Consider the following 18,901-nt stretch of genomic DNA (forward strand, 5'->3'; position numbering starts at 1 on the left):
TACTTTAATTTTATTATAACTGATTATTCTTCGAACTCTTCTTTCAAGATTCTCTGAACATCCAATATAGTTTCTTCCTCTAAATCGGTTCTTTTTACAAGCTCTTCTACACTAGCGTCTAATACACTTCTTGCTGTATCTAAACCAATCTTTTTAAACTCTGTAATAACCCAATCTTCAATCTCGTCAACAAACTCTGTTAGCTCTACATCTTCTTCTTCTAAACCTTCTCTTTGAACGTCTATTTCATAACCTGTTAACTCACTTGCTAAACGTATGTTTACACCACCTCTACCAATTGCTTTAGAAACTTCTTCTGGCTTTAAAAGAACACTTACACGTCCTTTTTTACCATTTCTAGGTTCATCATACATTTCTATTTCCATTGATGTCACTTTTGCAGGACTCAACGCTCTAGAAATATATAATTGTTCGTTTTTAGTATAGTTAATAACATCTATGTTTTCATTACCCAATTCACGAACAATACCATGTATTCTTGATCCCTTAACACCAACACAAGCTCCAACAGGATCTATTCGATCATCGTAAGAATCTACAGCAACTTTTGCTTTCTCACCCGGAATTCTAGCAACTCCTTCAACCGTAATTAAACCATCGAAAACTTCTGGAATTTCTTGTTCAAATAATTTATTTAAAAATGCTGGTGACGTTCTAGATAGTATAATAGCTGGCTTATTACCTCTTAATTCAACCGTTTTTATCACACCTCTTACAGAATCTCCTTTTCTAAAGAAGTCTGAACGAATTTGCTCACTTTTAGGCAATACAATCTCGTTACCATCGTCATCTAATAAAATAATAGCATTATGACGAATATGATGCACTTCTGCAGTATACAACTCTCCTTCTAAATCTTTAAAATGTTTAAAGATATTTGTACTATCGTGTTCGTAAATTTTTGAAATTAAATTTTGACGTAGAGCCAAAATTGCTCTTCTACCTAGATCTATTAATTTTACTTCTTCAGAAACGTCTTCGCCAATTTCGAAATCTGGCTCAATCAATCTTGCTTCCGCTAATTCTATTTCTTCATTGTCATCTTCAGAAAAACCATCTGCAACAACAACTCTATTTCTCCAAATTTCTAAGTCTCCTTTATCAGGGTTAATAATAATATCAAAATTATCATCAGAACCAAACTTACGCTTTAAAGCGGCTCTAAATACTTCTTCTAAAATAGACATCAATGTTACTCTGTCTATGCTCTTATTATCTTTAAATTCTGAAAACGAATCAATTAATGCTATATTTTCCATTAAATTTTTTCTTAAAATAAAATTTTTACCCTTGCTTCTTTAATATCATTGTACTCTATAGTTACTGTTTTTTGAACTGTAACTTTACCTTTACCTAGTGCTTTTGCTTCTCTTGCTTTCCAAGTTAAAACAATTTTTTCATCGTCTGCTTCTTGTAAAGTCCCTTCAATTTCTTCATCAGCAGTTTTTACTTTTAGTATTCTGTTGATATTTTTAATATACTGTCTCTTTAATTTTAACGGATGCGCAATGTCTGGTGTTGAAACTTCTAGCGAAAAATCTTCTGTTTCTCTATCTAAACTACTATCAACAGTTCTACTAATTCTAATGCATTCGCTTAAAGGAACTCCATTATCGCCGTCAATCACAATCTGAATTTTGTTGTTTGTAGAAATTGATACCTCTACTAAATACAATGATTCATTTAGTGCTAAAGCCTCGTCAATTAAATCTTTTATCTGTTTCTGATCCATATAAACCTTAAAATAAAGTATAAAAAGAGGGGACTTTTAGTCCCCTTCATTTCGTCATTTATTATGATTTTCGGTGCAAATATACTAAATGTTTATGATTTACCAAATAGAGTTACATTCAAATATTTTTAATACCTTTAAAATCATGATTTTCTAATTTAAATTTAAACAAGATGAAAAAAATTTTAGTCCCAATAGATTTTTCTAAAAAATCTGAATACGCATCGAAAATGGCAGCAAAATTTTCCGAAAAATTAGGTAGTACAGTTTATCTCTTACACATGATAGACTTACCAACAGGTATCATAGATATGGGTGCAGGAAGCAACTTTAGCATACCAGAAAGCATGCTATACCTAAGAAAAGTGAAAGAAAAAATTATTGAATTTAAAAATAAATTTTTTCTAGAAACAACAGAGGTCCATCACTCTATCCGATTTCAAAACCCGCATCAAGGCATACTAAAATATGCAGATAAAATTGATGCAGATCTTATAATTATGGGCTCTAAAGGGCATTCCGATTTTGAAGAAATACTTATTGGTTCTAACACAGAAAAAGTAGTAAGAACTTCTACAAGGCCAGTTATCGTTGTGAAAAAGGACAGTAAAAAATTTAAAATGAAAAATTTAGTTTTTGCGTCAAGTTTTAAAAATGAAGATAAAAAAGAAGTTTTTAGAAAATTTCTTGATTTTGCAAATCAATTTAACAGCAAAATACAGCTACTAAAAGTAAATACGCCTTCAAATTTTGAAAGTACGCGCGATGCTAAAGTAAAAATACAAGAATTTATAAAGGATTTTCAACTTCCAAAGCACGCTATTAACATTTATAATGACGTTTCTATTGAAAACGGAATCTTAAATTTCTCTAGAGATATAAATGCCGATTTAATTGCCTTAAGTACAAATGACAGAAGCGGATTGTCTCATTTATTTTCGGCAAGTGTTACTAAAAAATTATCAAAAAAAGCTTTAAAACCGATGTTAACGATTAAGGCTTAGCAAGAAATTGTATGAGAAAAATCAATCTACTTTTAAGTTTTCAATAAATTCATCAACCGAAAGGCCTTTATCAACAGAAAACTCTCCAATTTTTGTTCTTCTTAGGGCTGATAAATGTGCGCCCGAATTTAACGCAATTCCAAAATCAAAAGCTAAAGAACGGATGTAGGTGCCTTTGCTACAAATTACTTTAAAATCTACTTTTGGTAAATTAATGTTTGTAATTTCAAATTCTGATACCGTTACAGTTCTAGCTTTAATTTCTGTAGTTTCTCCCTTTCTTGCTAATTCATACAACCGTTTTCCATCTTTTTTAATTGCTGAAAAAATGGGTGGTTTTTGCTGAATTTCGCCAATGAATTGTTTTGTAGTTTCTTTTAATAACTCTTCAGAAATATGCTCAATTGAAAAAGTTTTGTCGATTTCTGTTTCTAAATCATAGCTTGGTGTAGTTGCGCCTAAAGTAATTGTGCCTGTATATTCTTTAATCTGGCCTTGATAAATATCAATTTCTTTAGTTTGCTTACCTGTGCAAATAATTAACAAACCAGTTGCTAAAGGATCTAAAGTACCTGCATGACCAACTTTAATTTTTTTGATATTAAAGCGCTGTCTTATTTCCCAACGAAGTTTATTAACAACCTGAAAAGAAGTCCAATTTAAAGGTTTATCAATCAATAAAACTTGACCATTTTTAAAATCATCTTCAGTCATCAATAAAAGTTAAATAGTTAATTTATAAATGAAAAAGTGAATAACTAACAAGGCAATTCCTAATATTATTCTATAATACCCAAACATTTTAAATCCTTTTTTACTCAAGTAATCAACAAAAGATTTAATTGCAATTAATGCGACTAGAAAAGCAATAATATTACCAATTATTAGGTAATTAATTTGGTTTGATGAAAGCTCGAATCCAGCTTTATAATAATCATAACCCTTTTTGGCAGTAGCCCCGAACATTGTTGGAACTGCTAAAAAGAAAGAAAATTCCGCAGCAGTTTTTCTATTGATTTTTTGTGTCATACCACCAACAATACTTGCACCACTTCTAGAAGTTCCTGGAACCATCGCTAAGCACTGAAAGAAACCGATTTTAAGAGCCGTTGAATAACTTATTTCTGTGTGCGCAGTTGGATTTTCTTTATCAAATTCTTCATTTGCTTTAAACCAATCATCCACTTTTAAAAGGGTAAAACCTCCTATTATCAAAGAAATTGCAACTGTAATCGGACTTTCTAATAAGCTATCAATAACATCATTTAAAAGCAAGCCTAAAACCACTGCAGGTACAAATGCAACCAATAATTTAAAATAAAAATCGAAACTTTGAAAAAATCGTTTCCAGTATAAAACTACCACCGATAAAATTGCGCCTAATTGAATTACTATCGTAAAAAGTTTTGTGAAATCATCTGCGGCAATGCGCATAAAAGACGATGCAATAATCATATGTCCGGTAGATGAAACTGGTAAATATTCCGTAACTCCTTCAATTACCGCTAAAATGATTGCTTCTAAAAGATTCACAATTTATTTTTTTGGTTTCGCAAAAATTGCATAAAATTCAATTGCCAATCCTATTATTACTAAAGTTGGCGCTAAACGAATTCTTTGCCAATTATATATCTCTTCATTAAAAACCTCTGGATTATCACTACCTCCACCGGCCATAAAAATAAATCCTAAAGCAATAAAAATAATGCCAACTAGCATAATGATATAATTTCTTTTACCAAATAAAAATTCTTTTTCTTGTATGTTTTCTTGTTGCATAATTTTAATAATGAAGTTCGTCTGTTTGTAAATTTAAAAAACGCTGTGTAGCAAAAAAGGTACTAAACCAAGTAATTATAAATGCTGTTAAAAATATACCACCTACCAAATATCCTAAAGTAAGATAATCTTTTAAAAGCTCTAAACTTGGTATGTATTTATCTACATAATATACTACAAACGCCAAGCCAATTAATGCTAAAAAAGCACCAAAAAACCTAATTTTATACTTCGTAAAATAAATGGTTTTCTAATAAAACTTTTTGTTGCGCCAACCATTTGCATGGTTTTGATATTAAAACGTTTAGAATAAATAGACAATCTTATAGAACTATTGATTAAAAACATGGCTACTAAACCAAAGAATCCACTAAAAACTAATAACCAAAAACTGACTCTTTTAATATTCTTGGTTAATAAATTAATTAACGGTTTATCATACGAAACATCAGCAACAAATGCATTTTCAAGAAAACGAGTTTCTAATTCTTGCATTTTTTCTGGAGTTACATAATCTGCCTTTAGGTAAATATCAATTCCGTTTTTAAGCGGATTTTCACCCAAAAACTCCAAGAAATCCTCGCCAATTTCTTCGCTGTATTTTTCTGCTGCCTCCTCTTTACTTGTATAAACTGCATTTTTAGTAAACTCTTCTTCTAAAAGAGATTCTCTAAAAGTTTCTATCTGTTTCTGAGTTACTTTATCCTTTATAAAGAGTGTAATTGCTACTTTTTCTTTAACGTGATTTGCAACTTTTGTAGATTTTAAAAGTATCAAACCTAAAAAACCTACCATAAAAAGCACCAAAGCAATGCTAATTACAACAGAAATGTAAGAAGATTGTAAACGTCTTTTATGATAAGAATCAAACTTAGATAACATTATTTTTTGCTTTTAAAATCGGTGCAAGATAATAATTAGTAATCAGTTGGCAGTAACTGTTTGCAGTATTTTAACGTATGTTAGTTAAACATTATAAAATCTAATTGGTATCTTCTATTTCCTGACATAATTCTATTAAAACACCATTAGTAGTTTTCGGATGCAAAAAAGCGACTAACTTATTGTCTGCTCCTTTTTTAGGAATTTCATTTAAAACAATAAAACCCTCGCCTTGCAGTCTTTTTATTTCTGATTTTATATCATCTACAGCAAAAGCGATATGGTGAATTCCTTCTCCCTTTTGTTCTAAAAACTTAGCAATTGGACTATCTGGACTTGTAGCTTGAAGCAATTCAATTTTATTAGGCCCACTTTTAAAAAAGGAAGTTTTTACGCCTTCGGATATAACTTCTTCTTCTTTATAGTGTTTTTCACCAAATAAGGATCCAAACAATTTATTTGAAACTTCAAGATCTTTTACCGCAATACCAATGTGTTCAATTTTTTTCATTTGATGAGAATATTATTTTGCAATAATAGTGATATTATCTAATTCATACGTTCCATCAAAGTTTTCATTGCCATTTCCTAAATATTTAAAAGCAATATAAACGGTACCTGAATAGGCCGATAAATTGATAAATGCCGAGTTTTTAAAACTATTAAAATCATCGTTATTCGAGGCTATTCTTGCTGGTAAAGCAGTCCAATTTGCGTTTGTAATAGTTGCTTCTGTTCCGTCCCAGTTTTCGGAAATAAAAACTTCTAAAGTACTTCCATCTGCAAAAGAAGTAGATGTTTCAAAGGATAAATATTCTTCTAGAGTTGTATCTAAGTTTATTCCTGCGGTAATTAACCAAGAAATTGTATGATCGTCACTAGATCGAAAAGAACCAACGTTTGCCGCTCTGCTCAAAGAGTTTGCATCCATATAAGATCTCCATTTTTTAGAACCTGCCTCAATATAATTTGTCCAGTTTGGTATTCTAATTTCTCCAGAAGTCGCTTCAAAATCTTGGTATAATAATAGTGTAGAAAAATCTTCTATTACTGATGGCGTGCACCTTTCACCAGTCATAGTAACATCATCCGCAGAATTTAAAACTAAAACTGTAAAATCTCCTCCAAAATCTCTAGAAACAACGGCGTTAATTGTTCCGCCACCTTCTGGTAAACCATTATTTGCAAAACTAGCGAAAGAACTTGTTTCTACAAATGACGACACAAATGCAGGACCTTGACAGGTTTCAATTTTACGTTTTGTATCAAAATCTTCGGTAGGATCTACAAATGCTTTTCCTTTTAAATCCGAAGAAAAAAAAGCATTTTCTATACTTACAAAAGTTCCGATGTTAGCAGCGTCATCCAACGCTCCTAAAGTGACAACTTTAGAAACAATTTCCTCAGTTATGATGGATCTAAATAAATGATTTTCCATCTGATTTTGAGTGATACTTTCAATTTCTCTGGTATCTGTCAATTTTAATTTTCCACCAATAGAAATTACACCGTCACCAGAATTTGTTTCTCCAACATACAGATTTTTAAGCCGAATATACACCTCTCTTCCAAAGTTAAATTTGTTATAGCTATTCGTTAAATTAATAGCGACTTTAAGACCTGCTGTTGGGTTTTCTGGTGAATCTTGCATATAAAACTCCCTGAAATAATTTCCTTTTGCATCCGAAGAAATTACATATCCTTTTACAACAATATCAGAAACTATTTTTACAGGGTCATTTCCTGAAATATATAAACTTTTTAAATCTTTTATCGATTTTAATTCAAGTTGATTATTCTGAATACTATCTAATAGCGCATCTAATTTTAGGTTTTCTTCAACTCCTAAATTTTGAGGTACTGTAAAATTGCTATCTTCTACGCAAGCGGTAAAAAAGATACTCGCGCTAAAAGCAAGTAGCACGGTAATTGTTTGATTTCTTTTCATATCAATTTATTTATTTTTAAAAACTAATGTTTGCATTTAGAAAATAGGTTGTACCCCTGCCGTACCAATATTTATTTCCAAAAACAGGTTTCCCTAAGGCTTTATCTCTCCTTAATTCGTTGTAATTTGCGTTTCTACCTTGCTCAAATCCGCCAGATTTATACTCAGTATTCAATAAATTATTTACGGTTGCAAATACACTAATATAATACCCTGATATTTTCCAAGATTTACCGCCAACGAGATTTATAACTTTATAATTATCAAATTTTTCTTGTTGTAATAACACTCTTGCCAAGTCTACATCATAATTTGGAAAGGTTAAACCATCTGCATCTGTGTAAAAATTACTGGATCTTGTTAAGGGGGCAATATCTACAAAAGTATTGCTGAAGAAGTTTGCCGTTGCTCCAATCCACCAATAATTGGGGTCTCGATATTCAAAACCGATGGAATATGCCGTATGCGGACCAGCAGCAATTTTGTAATTTTTTAAGTTGGATGTATAATTTCCGGAGCGACCATTTTCATCAAAAATTCCATCATTCGTAACATCGGAAGTAAGGTATAAATCAGGATTATTAGCATAGGTAAAACTACCAACGGCAGCTGCTCCTTTTAGTTTTATGGTGGATGTAACTTGCGCTTCCAAACCCAATTCCAATCCAAAATGTTTCTTTTCTATGCCTGATAATATTTCCTGAACAAAAGCGGTATTATCACCGCCAACTCCATCGGCAAAATAAAAAGAAATTTCTGTCGCATCTTTTATGGATGTGTAATAACCAGTAAGCCTAGAAGTAATTATCGAACCTCTAAAAATGTAACTTGCATCCGTAGAAAACACCTTTTCGCTTTGTAAATTATCAACAATATTATTATTTTCTCTGGAGTTAGAAAAAGAGTTTCTAATAATTGGCGCTTGTGTTAAATAAGCAACATTTGCATTAATTAAATTACGGCCATTAAGTTTATAAGTTGCACCTGCTTTTACCCCGTAAGTTGTAAAATTTAACTTCTCTGATTTACCAAAAGAACTATTCTCAAAACGCCCATTTTTATATAAACCCTCTCTTTGATTTGTTATTTGAGAAACATTTACCGCCGCATAAAAATCTATTTTATTGTATTTAAACTGCGCCTGTAAAAAGGCATTCATCAAATCTGAAAGTAACTTAAAATTATATCTAAATTTATCGCCAACACCAACCACTCTATTAGGGTTGAACGCATCATTTTGCATCTGTGCTTCTGAATCTGCAAAATTATTGATATCCAAATAACCGCTTCCGCCTAATAAATCGAGAACTTCTGCAAAGTTTTGAGAATGCAAACGCTTGTATTCTAATTTCCCGTTTATAGAAATATTCGAATTTATATTCGAATTAAAGATGGTATTTAAAGTTACTTGTTTGTCTTCATTTCTGTCTTCATACAAAACATATGCATTATTTAAACCAATCGCTGCATTTGTTGTATTTGCATCAAAAATACGGTTCCAATCCAATTGCCCATTATTCACAAAATTTTCTTGAGCAGCGTATGCACCCGCTAAATCATTATTTCTTAAAAAGTAACTTGGTAATGTTTGGTAATATGTAGGACTTGGATTTGCTCCTGCATTAAAATCCAAACGACTATTTCCTATTTTACCAAACTGATAAGATATGTTTGTTTGTAAAGTTGTATTTTCTGAGATATCCCAATAATAATTCAGCATTAAAATGGGTTCAACCACCTCTTTTATCCTAGAATTTAGTTTCTTTCCATTCAAATTCCCCAATATTCATTGTATTCAATTCCTTTTAAGTCATAAACTTCTTGGGTATTAGGCGATGATTTACCTCTACGATTGGGCGTGAAAATTCCTGTAAAATGAATACTGTGATTATCATTAATTTTCTTTTCTACGGATGCAAATAGCGAATATGCATTGTAAGAAGTACCGTCATTAAAACCCTCATTACCGGCTCTTCTACTTCCAGAAAAAGTCATAGACCAACCCTTTTTAGAAATACCTGAAGTATGGGTTGCCATTGCCCTGTGCTCATAACTTCTGTTCGATGAAGAATAAGAAATTCTTGTTCCTGGTCTTTGTTTAGATGCTCTTGTATTCATGTTTGCAGACCCCAAAACACCTCCAAAAGTAAAGAAGGAAGGGGATAAACCATTGCTAAATTCTTGATTTCTTAGAACATCATTTAATCCTCCCCAATTACTCCACTGGGCTCTACCGTCGTAGATTTTATTCATTTCAATTCCGTTAATTAAAACTTTACCGTTTCCAGAATCTAACCCTTTAATTCTAAAAAAGGAAGAACTAAACTCAAAAGCCGCAGTTCTTAAAAAGATATCTTTTGAAGCTTGTAAAAGACCAGAAATATTATCTGCAGCGCTTGCATCGTCGTTTAACTCATCATCAGTAATCGTTATCAAACTTAAATCTTGTTCTTCAATTATATCCCTGTATAGCATGATTACGCCTAAATCTATTGTCGCTCCAGAAAGTTCTATTGGAAAATTTTGAGTTTCATAACCAACTAATTTCACCTCTAAAATATAGCGACCGTTTCGTACTTTTTTAAGTGTAAATGCACCATCTATCGCTGTAGATTGGACTAAATTTGTATTTACAATGCGTATCAAAACATTTTGAAGTAGTTTTTCTGATTCACTTTCTACAATAATTCCCTTTATAATATTTTGCGCAACGATTGCCTGAAGGAAAAATAAAAGCAGTAATTGTGTTAGAATAAATTTTTTCATAAAAATTTTTCATAAATTTAGAAACAAGAACTGATAAAACTTAACGGGTTTCAGTAATTGCAGATTTTAAATAACATTCTAAAACTCTAGAAGTTATTTTCATTTTCTGAATTTGACTCAAAAATTACATGCTATGAAAAAATTATACCTATTTATTACCTTCTCCTTTTTAATAGTTTCAGCTATTTTTTCTCAAAGTAAAGAGAAAAAATACCACATTAGAACCATTGCTTTTTACAACTTAGAAAATTTATTTGACACCATAAATGATGTTACTATAAACGATGAGGCAAGTCCTATTATGGAACTAAAAGCAAATAGATCTGAAGTTTATTGGGATAAAATAGACAAACTTAGCAGTACAATTGCACAAATTGGAGCTGATAGGTCAAATACAAGTCCTGCGATTATTGGCGTTTCTGAGATTGAAAATCTTAGTGTTTTAGAAGATTTAGTGAAATCTAAATATTTAATAAAAAAAGACTACGGTATTATTCATTACGATTCCCCAGACAAACGCGGAATTGACGTAGCCCTACTATATCAGAAAAAATATTTTAAACCTGTATTTCACGAAGCTTTTAATCCGAATATTTACAAAGACAATTTTAAAGTCTATACGAGAGATCAATTGTTAGTTTCTGGTTATTTGGATAACGAATTGATACATCTTATTGTAAATCATTGGCCTTCTAGAAGCGGTGGTGAAGCAAAAAGCAGTTCTTTGCGAGAGAAAGCTGCGTATCAAAACACAAAAATTATTGCTCAAATTAGAGAAAAAGACCCAAAAGCAAAGATTTTTAGCATGGGCGATTTTAATGACGACCCAACAAATACTAGTTTTAAAGAAGTTTTAAAAACGAAAAGCAAGAAAAATGAAGTTGGTGAAACGGATATTTACAATCCTTATGAGGATATGTTTAAAAGAGGTTTTAACACTTTGAGTTATAGAGATAATATTAATTTGTTTGATCAGATATTAATTTCTGAACCGTTGCTAGACAAAGGCGAAAAAGACTATTCTACCTATAAAATGTTTAAAGCGATGATTTTTAACAAACGCTTTTTAACAATTAAAAAAGGGCAATACAAAGGATATCCTTTTCGAAGTTTTTCAAATGGCGTTTATACTGGCGGATATTCAGATCATTACCCGGTTTATCTGTATTTAATTAAGGAAAAGTAATCTTCGACAAGCTAAGACCGATATTTAGGTGATTAATTGGAAATTAAATTTATATAATTAGACTTTATAAAATCAATTTAAAAAACTTTATAAAGCACAAAACCCCGCAACTTTTAAGTTGCGGGGTTTTTTGATAAAAATTATTGCCTTAGTTCTATTATAAATTACTCTTTAGAAGATTGAAATTTATAATGTAAGTATGTGTAAGCATCTCTAGGTACAATTGTAATCCACTTTTTGTGTTTTAAATACCATTTAAAACGAATTGAATTTACTCCTTTTGTTAAATAGGAAGCAATAAAAGGATGAATGTGTAATTGTATCTTTTTATTGGTTGATTTATTACTAGAATTTAAAATAAATTTCTCTAAATCTGATTCTATTTTATCTAATAAAACTATTGGAGCTTCTACTTGTCCATTTATATTTGGGTCGGTTTCGGTAGTTTTTATACTTAACTCCGGTCTTACCCTTTGTCTTGTAATTTGTACCAATCCAAATTTACTTGGAGGTAATATTTTGTGTTTTGTTCTATCAAAAGACATTTGTTCTTTTAAATATTGAAACAGTTTATTTCTGTTTTCTACTTTATGCATATCAATAAAATCAACTACAATGATGCCTCCCATGTCACGCAATTGCAATTGGCGTGCTACTTCTGCTGCTGCAATTAAATTTACTTCTAATGCAGTCTCTTCTTGAGAGCCAGCTTTATTAGAACGATTTCCGCTATTAACATCAATAACGTGCAAAGCTTCTGTGTGTTCTATAACTAGATACGCACCTTTACTCATAGAAACTGTTTTTCCAAACGAAGTTTTAATTTGTCTCTCTATTCCATATTTTTCAAAAATTGGAGTTTCGGACTTGTGCAACTTTACAATTTTTTCCTTTTCAGGATAAATTTCTTGCAAGTATTCTTTAATTTCTACTTTCAAAGTTTCGTCATTAGTTACTATGTTTGTAAAAGTTTCATTCATAACATCTCTTAAAATAGAAGATGCTCTATTTAACTCACTTAATATTTTAGTTGGTGTGTTCGTATTTGGTATACTTTTACACATAGTTTTCCAACGTTCTAATGAGTTTTGCAAATCTTTATCTAACTCTGCTACTTTTTTACCTTCTGCAACAGTTCTTAAGATAACGCCAAAACCTTTTGGTTTTATGCTTTTTGCTAGTCTTTTTAAACGTTCTTTTTCTTCTGGATCTTCTATTTTTTGTGATACAGAAACTCTGTTAGAAAAAGGAACTAAAACCAAAAATCTACCAGCTATAGAAAGCTCAGAGCTTAATCTTGGCCCTTTTGTAGAAATTGGTTCTTTTACAATTTGCACTAATAGGTTTTGTCCTGTTTTTAATGCATTGTTAATACTACCGTCTTTGTTAATGTCTTCTTCCTTGCGGAAATTTTTTAAAGTGAATTCTTTGTACTTACCTGTGCTTACTTTCTTAAGGAACGAATTTAATGAGTTTACTTGCGCGCCTAAATCATGATAATGTAAAAACCCATCTTTTGGGTAACCTACATTTACAAAGGCTGCATTTAAACCTGTTAACACTTTTCCTATTTTGGCTAAAAAAATATCGCCAACAGAAAATTTGTTTCCAGTTGTTTCATTATTCAATTCAATAAGTTTTCCATCTCTTAATAAGGCAAAATCAATATCAGATGAATTTGAACGAATTATTAATTCTGTTTTCATTCTGAACTGGTTTTAACACTACACTTCATTGTGTAGATGGTTTACTATTGTCAGGTATTTGCAATACCAGTGAGGTTTATTAAACCTCGATGTCAATGAACTTTTTGTTTTTTTCGCTAAACAACAAACGAAAAAGTAAGCGAGTGCTTACTTTTTCTTGTGTCTATTTGCTCTAGCTCTTTTCTTTCTTTTGTGTGTAGAGATTTTTGCTCTCTTTCTTTTTTTACCACTTGGCATAATGTTCAGATGTTTTTTAAACCCTTTGGGTTTAGATTAATATTGTGTTACTTTACCGCTACTTTATTTTTTACTCCTTCTGTAAAAGTCTTAGCGGGTTTAAAAGCTGGAATATTGTGAGCCGGAATTTTGATAGTAGTATTCTTTGAAATATTTCTACCTGTTTTTTCTGCTCTAGTTTTAATTATAAAACTACCAAAACCTCTTAAATAAACGTTATCACCATTTTCTAATGCACCCTTTACTTCAGTCATAAATGCTTCAACAGTTGCTAAAACATCTGTCTTTTCTATACCAGATTTGTCTGAAATTTTTGATACGATATCTGCTTTCGTCATGATTCTATTTTTACTATTTTTTTGTTAAATTACTTTCAAAAATGCGGATGCAAATATATGATAATTAATCAATTCCAAGAAGATATCGACTTAATTTTATCTTAATTTTTAAATGTAATATTGCAATTCTATTTTTTATTGATGAAATTTTCTAATACTTTAATTTACTGGCAGTTACAAAACAACAGGGAATTGCCCTGGCGCAAAACTAAGAATCCATATTTTATTTGGCTTAGTGAAATTATGCTGCAACAAACAAGAGTTGCCCAAGGTATGTCTTATTATCTCAAATTTACAGCGCAGTTTCCGTCAGTTTTTGACCTCGCAAAAGCGGATGAAAGCACCGTGTTAAAAATGTGGCAAGGATTAGGTTATTATTCCCGTGCAAGAAACCTCCATTTTACAGCAAAACAAATTGCAAATGAGCTAAATGGCGAATTTCCATCAACGTATAAAGAAATAATTAAGCTAAAAGGAATTGGAGACTACACCGCTTCTGCAATTGCTTCTATATGTTTTGATGAGCCAACTGCTGTTGTAGACGGAAACGTTTACAGAGTTTTATCAAGATATTTTGGCATTAAAACGGCTATAAATTCATCCGCAGGAATAAAGGAATTTAAAATTTTAGCACAAACCTTGCTTGATGAATCAAAACCTGGAACGTACAATCAAGCCTTGATGGATTTTGGCGCACTTCATTGCAAACCTCAGAATCCCCTCTGTGAAACTTGTCCGTTTGCGGATAGTTGTGTAGCTTTAGAAAGAAAATTAACCAAAGAATTACCTGTAAAAGACAAGAAAGTTAAAGTAAGAAATCGCTATTTTAATTTTTTAGTGATAAAAACGGATGACAATAAAACCATTTTGTCAGAAAGAAAAGGAAAAGGAATTTGGCAAGGATTGTATCAATTTCCATTAATAGAAAGCGATACGAACATTGACAAAGATGAGATTGTTTCATCAGAAAAATTTATCAATTTATTTCCTGATGAAACCACCATTTCTCTTTTCAACGAAAAAGAAATTATTCATAAATTATCTCATCAGCATCTACATACTCAATTCTGGGTTGTAGAAACAGCAAGTTTATCCAAAGCAAAAACAAAATGGAAAGACATTAAAAAGTATCCAGTTCCTGTTTTAATTGCGAATTTTATAGAGGAATTTGAGTCTAAAAGTAATTGATATTTTTAGTACATTTGAACTGTAAATAAAAACGCGATGGCGAGCACCGTAAACAAGGTAATTTTAATTGGTAATTTAGGCGATGATGTAAAAATGCATTATTTTGATGGAGGCAATTCTATTGGAAGATTTCCTATTGCTACTAGCGAAAATTACACAAGTAAACAAACAGGAGAGAAAGTTACAAATACTGATTGGCATAATATTGTTGTTCGAAATAAATTAGCAGAACTTTGCGAAAAATATCTATCTAAGGGCGATAAAGTGTATGTTGAGGGAAAACTTAAAAATAAACAATGGGAGCAAGATGGCGTTAAACGCTATTCAACAGAAATTCATGTAAATGAAATGACTTTTTTAACAACAAAAAAGAGTCTTGAGACCGAAAATAATCCACAACAAAATAAACAAGCTTCTGCAAAAGTAAAACCTGTTGCGCCAGAAGAAAAAGACGACTTACCATTTTAATTTAAAAAACTTTAAAACTTGGACCCAGATCCTGAACCTATATTTCTGTTTTTAACTTCAATTAATTTTTTAATCGCAATTAACTTTATTGTTTTAATTGCATTGTTAACAAGTTCTGCGTTAATATCCGGAACAGAAGTTGCCTTTTTTTCCCTTTCTCAAACAGATTTAAACGAACTTTCTAACGACGGAAAAGAAGAAAATATTATTGTAAAGTTACTAGAAAGACCTAGAAAATTATTAGCAACAATTTTAATTACAAATAACTTTATCAACATTTTAATTGTATTGATATTTGCCTCAATTGCAGACACAATTTTTGGCGATTTCAACTATGAACTAAACCTGCATTATTTTTTAGTTCCTGTTCGTTTTTTAATCGAAGTTATTTTAGTCACTTTCTTAATTCTCTTATTTGGAGAGGTTTTACCTAAAGTATATGCCTCTAGAAATGCACTTCCGTTTTCGAAAAAAATGGCTAAATTTATATTTGTAATAAATGTTTTGCTAACACCTTTTAGCATGCCTTTAATTTCTTTAACAAAATATATTGAAAAAAAATTAGGTAGTAAAAATACTTATTTCTCTGTAGAAACTTTATCGCAAGCTTTAGAGTTAACATCTGAAGGGGCTACAAATAAAGATGAACAAAAAATTTTACAAGGAATTGTGAATTTTGGGAATACAGAAACTGTGCAAATAATGAAACCTAGAATAGATCTTTTTGCACTTTCTGATACCGAAACTTATGAAAGTGTTTTAAATAAAATTCTAGAAAACGGGTATTCTAGAAATCCAGTTTACAAAGAAAATATAGACAATATTATAGGCGTTTTATATGCAAAAGATTTACTAGCACATTTAAATAAAAAAGATTTTAAATGGCAAAGTTTAGTTCGAGAAGCTTTTTTTGTGCCAGAAAACAAGAAGCTAGATGACTTGCTAGACAACTTTAGATCACGTAAAAACCATTTAGCAATTGTTGTTGATGAATATGGAGGCACAAGCGGATTAGTTACACTAGAGGACGTTATCGAAGAAATTGTGGGTGATATTAATGATGAGTTTGATGATGAAGATTTAGCATACTCTAAAATTGATGAAAATAATTACATTTTTGAAGGAAAAACAAGTATTAAAGATTTTTGTAGAGTTTTAGATGATGAAGACGAAGAAATTTTTGAACAAGAAAAAGGCGAAAGTGAAACTATTGCCGGATTTATTTTAGAGATCTCTGGTAAATTTCCCAAAAAAGGTGAGAGAATAAACTTTAAGAATTATACGTTTACTATTGAAGCAGCAGACAAAAAACGTATTAAACAAGTAAAAGCAACTAGAAATGAGTAAGATTCTTTTTATACTAATTTCACTAATTTTTATTTCTTGTAACACAAATATTTTACCAAAACCAAAAGCATATCTAAGTTTAGAATACCCTAAAAAAGAATACACAAAGCTTTCTTTAGAAAGACCTTATTCTTTTGAAGTGCTAAAAAACACAACACTTGTTGATGATAAAAACAATTGGTTAAAAATTAACTATCCAAATTTAAAAGCATCCATAGATATTACTTACAGACCTGTAGAAAATAATTTAAATGAACTCCTAGCAGAAGCAGAAAAACTAGTTTTTAAACACGCTGTAAAAGCAGAACAAATTATACCAAAAGACTTTGTAAATCCTAAAAGGAGAGTGTTTGGAAGTTTGTATGAAATTACTGGAAACGCAGCATCTCAACTTCAATTTCATGTTACAGATAGTACAAATAACTTTATTAAAGGTTCCTTGTATTTTTATGTAAAACCCAACTACGATTCTATTTTACCTGCTGTTTCTTATATAAAAGAAGATATTTTACGTTTAATCGAAACTTTGGAATGGAAAAGATAACCCGGCCTACCCTTCTATTTGAAATGCGCTCAATATAAATATACGAAAGAAGAGTACATTGAAGATATTCTTAATGAAAAGTGTGGTTCCTAATTCTGATGAATTATAGCTTATTTCTAGATAATCCTCTGTTTTTTCTATCTTGATTCTTTATTCTTGTCTCTAGTATCTTTTCTCTAAAAAAAATCTCTAAACAATCTCCATTTTCTTTAATAAAAAGGAAGCATTCATATTTTTACAAACACCATTTTTTAAAGTATAATCAAAATACAACTCGTCCTTAATTATTTCTGCATCAAAATAATAATTTTTGATGCCTGAAAACTCTTCTTCTAACTCACACAAACTAACATCATGCGTTGCAATAATTCCAGTTGATTTCGATTTCGTTAATTTTTCTACAAACTTTTTAGAACCAATCGCTTTGTCTTTACTGTTCGTTCCTTTTAAAATTTCATCTAGAATAATAAAGTATTTTTCTTCTTTAATTTCATCAACAATAAACTTTAAGCGCTTTAATTCTGAATAAAAATATGACGCATCATCAGTTAAAGAATCTGATGTTCTCATACTTGTTATCAATTTTACTGGGGAATATTGAAAACTTTCTGCACAAACGGTTAACCCACAATTTGCCATGACAATCGATAAGGAAACCGTTCTTAAAAACGTACTTTTCCCGGCCATATTTGCACCTGTAATTATAAGAAACTGCTCATCTTCAATACTAAAATTATTATCAATTCTTTTATCAGCTTTTAACAAAGGGTGTCCTAACTTCGCCGATTTTATAATTTCTTTTTTCTTAGAAATCTCTGGAAATACAAATTTTGGGTGATTAAAATTAAAGTTTGCTAATGAATTCTGAGCATCAAAAAAGGCAACCACTTCAAACCAATCTTTAACCGAATGTTGATACTTAAAAATCCATTTTTCTACTGCACAAGCATTGTAAATTTCAAACAAAAACAAACCATTTCCTAGTATCGCAATAACATCATTATTCCGTTGATCAAAAGTGTTTAAAATTTTAGAAAATTCTTGAACAATTGAAGACGCTTTTTTTTCTTCTGATTTAATAATTCCTTTTTTCTCTTTTAATATTTCTGAAGTAAATTCTTCGTTTTCTATCTCATCTAACAATTTATGATATTGTCTAAAAGTGTCACTAATCTTATCTATTTCCGTATAAATTTGAAGTGTTTTTTTTCCATATTTACTTGTTATAAACAGCCCAACAAAAAACCAAATAATTAGATAGGAAAATGAAATAAATCCGAATGAAAGAAACCCAATTAAAGCCAAAGAAATTAATGAGAAACCAATTTGAATTTTAATTAAATATTTAGGCAAGACCAAAATATAATTTGAAATCCAATTTACAATAGATTTTGAAGTGTTTTTAACCACCACTAAACTTGCTAAAGCAGAAAAATGCTGTCTCCAAATTACTTTCTCAGAAAGCTCTTTTAATGCATTTTGTTTCTCTAAAATAGCAGTTATTTTATTCTCTGTTAATGTATTTGCTAAAACTGTCTGTCCGTCAATTGTGGCGGTTCTATTTAGATATTGAAAGAAAGAACCTTTGCCAAACAAGTCTATATCATTACTATAAAAATGGGCCGGATTTACAAACTCTTCTCCCGTTTTTAGCTGATAAAAATCCTTATCTAAAACCTTAATTTCTGTTTTATTAATATGTATTTTAGCTTCAACAACCTCTTTTTTTCTTTTTAAATTATGGTATTTTAACAC

At 30.6% G+C, this 18,901-nt stretch carries 18 protein-coding genes and 1 pseudogene; 6 read left to right on the plus strand and 13 right to left on the minus strand.

What is annotated here, in order from left to right; translation table 11 throughout:
* Positions 1-23 precede the first annotated feature (23 nt).
* Together nusA and rimP are read right to left on the minus strand one after the other, a co-directional pair.
* A complete protein-coding gene (gene nusA, locus BST83_RS15590; RefSeq protein WP_104810583.1) occupies positions 24-1,280 on the minus strand; it encodes a transcription termination factor NusA in 1,257 nt (418 codons plus the stop codon).
* Between the two features lie 11 nt (positions 1,281-1,291).
* Complete coding sequence (gene rimP, locus BST83_RS15595) at positions 1,292-1,753, minus strand: ribosome assembly cofactor RimP (RefSeq protein WP_104810584.1); 462 nt, start codon at positions 1,751-1,753, stop codon at positions 1,292-1,294.
* Positions 1,754-1,926: 173 nt separating this feature from the next.
* Between rimP and BST83_RS15600 the strand changes: the two genes are divergently transcribed.
* The gene (locus BST83_RS15600; RefSeq protein ID WP_104810585.1) at positions 1,927-2,757 is read left to right on the plus strand and encodes a universal stress protein; all 831 of its coding nucleotides are present in this window, start codon (positions 1,927-1,929) and stop codon (positions 2,755-2,757) included.
* Positions 2,758-2,778: 21 nt separating this feature from the next.
* Here BST83_RS15600 and truB read toward each other — a convergent pair whose 3' ends face one another.
* From truB to BST83_RS21560, 8 genes and pseudogenes are all read right to left on the minus strand, one after another.
* Positions 2,779-3,471 (minus strand): tRNA pseudouridine(55) synthase TruB, encoded by a 693-nt coding sequence (gene truB, locus BST83_RS15605; protein WP_104810586.1) that lies wholly within the window; start codon positions 3,469-3,471, stop codon positions 2,779-2,781.
* A 9-nt stretch (positions 3,472-3,480) separates the two neighbouring features.
* The gene (locus BST83_RS15610; RefSeq protein WP_104810587.1) at positions 3,481-4,290 is read right to left on the minus strand and encodes an undecaprenyl-diphosphate phosphatase; all 810 of its coding nucleotides are present in this window, start codon (positions 4,288-4,290) and stop codon (positions 3,481-3,483) included.
* A gap of 3 nt (positions 4,291-4,293) precedes the next feature.
* Positions 4,294-4,536 carry a DUF3098 domain-containing protein gene (locus tag BST83_RS15615; RefSeq protein WP_104810588.1) on the minus strand — a complete coding sequence of 81 codons (243 nt, stop codon included), beginning with the start codon at positions 4,534-4,536 and terminating at the stop codon, positions 4,294-4,296.
* A 4-nt stretch (positions 4,537-4,540) separates the two neighbouring features.
* Positions 4,541-5,418 (minus strand): annotated as a pseudogene (locus BST83_RS15620) (cell division protein FtsX).
* 100 nt (positions 5,419-5,518) lie between these two features.
* Positions 5,519-5,929 carry a methylmalonyl-CoA epimerase gene (mce, locus tag BST83_RS15625; protein WP_104810589.1) on the minus strand — a complete coding sequence of 137 codons (411 nt, stop codon included), beginning with the start codon at positions 5,927-5,929 and terminating at the stop codon, positions 5,519-5,521.
* A 12-nt stretch (positions 5,930-5,941) separates the two neighbouring features.
* The gene (locus BST83_RS15630) at positions 5,942-7,366 is read right to left on the minus strand and encodes a DUF5689 domain-containing protein (protein WP_104810590.1); all 1,425 of its coding nucleotides are present in this window, start codon (positions 7,364-7,366) and stop codon (positions 5,942-5,944) included.
* 16 nt (positions 7,367-7,382) lie between these two features.
* Complete coding sequence (locus BST83_RS21555) at positions 7,383-9,086, minus strand: TonB-dependent receptor (RefSeq protein ID WP_367889178.1); 1,704 nt, start codon at positions 9,084-9,086, stop codon at positions 7,383-7,385.
* A gap of 50 nt (positions 9,087-9,136) precedes the next feature.
* Entirely contained in the window at positions 9,137-10,132 is a 996-nt protein-coding gene (locus tag BST83_RS21560) for a carboxypeptidase-like regulatory domain-containing protein (protein ID WP_367889179.1), read from the minus strand.
* Between the two features lie 133 nt (positions 10,133-10,265).
* Here BST83_RS21560 and BST83_RS15640 point away from each other — a divergent pair, with 133 nt between their 5' ends.
* Complete coding sequence (locus tag BST83_RS15640; RefSeq protein ID WP_205853595.1) at positions 10,266-11,318, plus strand: endonuclease/exonuclease/phosphatase family protein; 1,053 nt, start codon at positions 10,266-10,268, stop codon at positions 11,316-11,318.
* Between the two features lie 164 nt (positions 11,319-11,482).
* Here BST83_RS15640 and BST83_RS15645 read toward each other — a convergent pair whose 3' ends face one another.
* Positions 11,483-13,024: an Rne/Rng family ribonuclease gene (locus tag BST83_RS15645; RefSeq protein WP_104810591.1), complete on the minus strand. Its 1,542-nt coding sequence runs from the start codon at positions 13,022-13,024 to the stop codon at positions 11,483-11,485.
* A gap of 284 nt (positions 13,025-13,308) precedes the next feature.
* A complete protein-coding gene (locus tag BST83_RS15650; RefSeq protein WP_104810592.1) occupies positions 13,309-13,599 on the minus strand; it encodes an HU family DNA-binding protein in 291 nt (96 codons plus the stop codon).
* 141 nt (positions 13,600-13,740) lie between these two features.
* Between BST83_RS15650 and mutY the strand changes: the two genes are divergently transcribed.
* From mutY to gldD, 4 genes are read left to right on the plus strand one after another with little or no spacing between them, the layout of a single operon-like run.
* Positions 13,741-14,787 (plus strand): A/G-specific adenine glycosylase, encoded by a 1,047-nt coding sequence (mutY, locus tag BST83_RS15655; protein ID WP_104810593.1) that lies wholly within the window; start codon positions 13,741-13,743, stop codon positions 14,785-14,787.
* Positions 14,788-14,823: 36 nt separating this feature from the next.
* On the plus strand, positions 14,824-15,255 hold the full coding sequence (locus BST83_RS15660; RefSeq protein ID WP_104810594.1) for a single-stranded DNA-binding protein: 432 nt from the start codon (positions 14,824-14,826) through the stop codon (positions 15,253-15,255).
* An 18-nt stretch (positions 15,256-15,273) separates the two neighbouring features.
* Complete coding sequence (locus BST83_RS15665; RefSeq protein WP_104810595.1) at positions 15,274-16,602, plus strand: gliding motility-associated protein GldE; 1,329 nt, start codon at positions 15,274-15,276, stop codon at positions 16,600-16,602.
* A complete protein-coding gene (gene gldD / locus BST83_RS15670) occupies positions 16,595-17,146 on the plus strand; it encodes a gliding motility lipoprotein GldD (RefSeq protein WP_104810596.1) in 552 nt (183 codons plus the stop codon). Before BST83_RS15665 ends, gldD begins: the two co-directional genes overlap by 8 nt.
* A gap of 189 nt (positions 17,147-17,335) precedes the next feature.
* Here the strand turns inward: gldD and BST83_RS15675 are convergent, their stop codons facing one another.
* Complete coding sequence (locus BST83_RS15675) at positions 17,336-18,901, minus strand: MutS-related protein (RefSeq protein ID WP_367889180.1); 1,566 nt, start codon at positions 18,899-18,901, stop codon at positions 17,336-17,338.

The sequence above is a fragment of the Polaribacter filamentus genome, from assembly GCF_002943715.1.
GTDB lineage: Bacteria > Bacteroidota > Bacteroidia > Flavobacteriales > Flavobacteriaceae > Polaribacter > Polaribacter filamentus.

Excerpts from the sequence above, each read along its gene's own strand:
- nusA (WP_104810583.1), bottom strand. The coding sequence starts at position 1,280 with ATGGAAAATATAGCATTAATTGATTCGTTTTCAGAATTTAAAGATAAT.
- rimP (WP_104810584.1), bottom strand. The coding sequence starts at position 1,753 with ATGGATCAGAAACAGATAAAAGATTTAATTGACGAGGCTTTAGCACTA.
- BST83_RS15600 (WP_104810585.1), top strand. The coding sequence starts at position 1,927 with ATGAAAAAAATTTTAGTCCCAATAGATTTTTCTAAAAAATCTGAATAC.
- truB (WP_104810586.1), bottom strand. The coding sequence starts at position 3,471 with ATGACTGAAGATGATTTTAAAAATGGTCAAGTTTTATTGATTGATAAA.
- BST83_RS15615 (WP_104810588.1), bottom strand. The coding sequence starts at position 4,536 with ATGCAACAAGAAAACATACAAGAAAAAGAATTTTTATTTGGTAAAAGA.
- mce (WP_104810589.1), bottom strand. The coding sequence starts at position 5,929 with ATGAAAAAAATTGAACACATTGGTATTGCGGTAAAAGATCTTGAAGTT.
- BST83_RS15630 (WP_104810590.1), bottom strand. The coding sequence starts at position 7,366 with ATGAAAAGAAATCAAACAATTACCGTGCTACTTGCTTTTAGCGCGAGT.
- BST83_RS21555 (WP_367889178.1), bottom strand. The coding sequence starts at position 9,086 with ATGCTGAATTATTATTGGGATATCTCAGAAAATACAACTTTACAAACA.
- BST83_RS21560 (WP_367889179.1), bottom strand. The coding sequence starts at position 10,132 with ATGAAAAAATTTATTCTAACACAATTACTGCTTTTATTTTTCCTTCAG.
- BST83_RS15640 (WP_205853595.1), top strand. The coding sequence starts at position 10,266 with ATGAAAAAATTATACCTATTTATTACCTTCTCCTTTTTAATAGTTTCA.
- BST83_RS15645 (WP_104810591.1), bottom strand. The coding sequence starts at position 13,024 with ATGAAAACAGAATTAATAATTCGTTCAAATTCATCTGATATTGATTTT.
- BST83_RS15650 (WP_104810592.1), bottom strand. The coding sequence starts at position 13,599 with ATGACGAAAGCAGATATCGTATCAAAAATTTCAGACAAATCTGGTATA.
- mutY (WP_104810593.1), top strand. The coding sequence starts at position 13,741 with ATGAAATTTTCTAATACTTTAATTTACTGGCAGTTACAAAACAACAGG.
- BST83_RS15660 (WP_104810594.1), top strand. The coding sequence starts at position 14,824 with ATGGCGAGCACCGTAAACAAGGTAATTTTAATTGGTAATTTAGGCGAT.
- gldD (WP_104810596.1), top strand. The coding sequence starts at position 16,595 with ATGAGTAAGATTCTTTTTATACTAATTTCACTAATTTTTATTTCTTGT.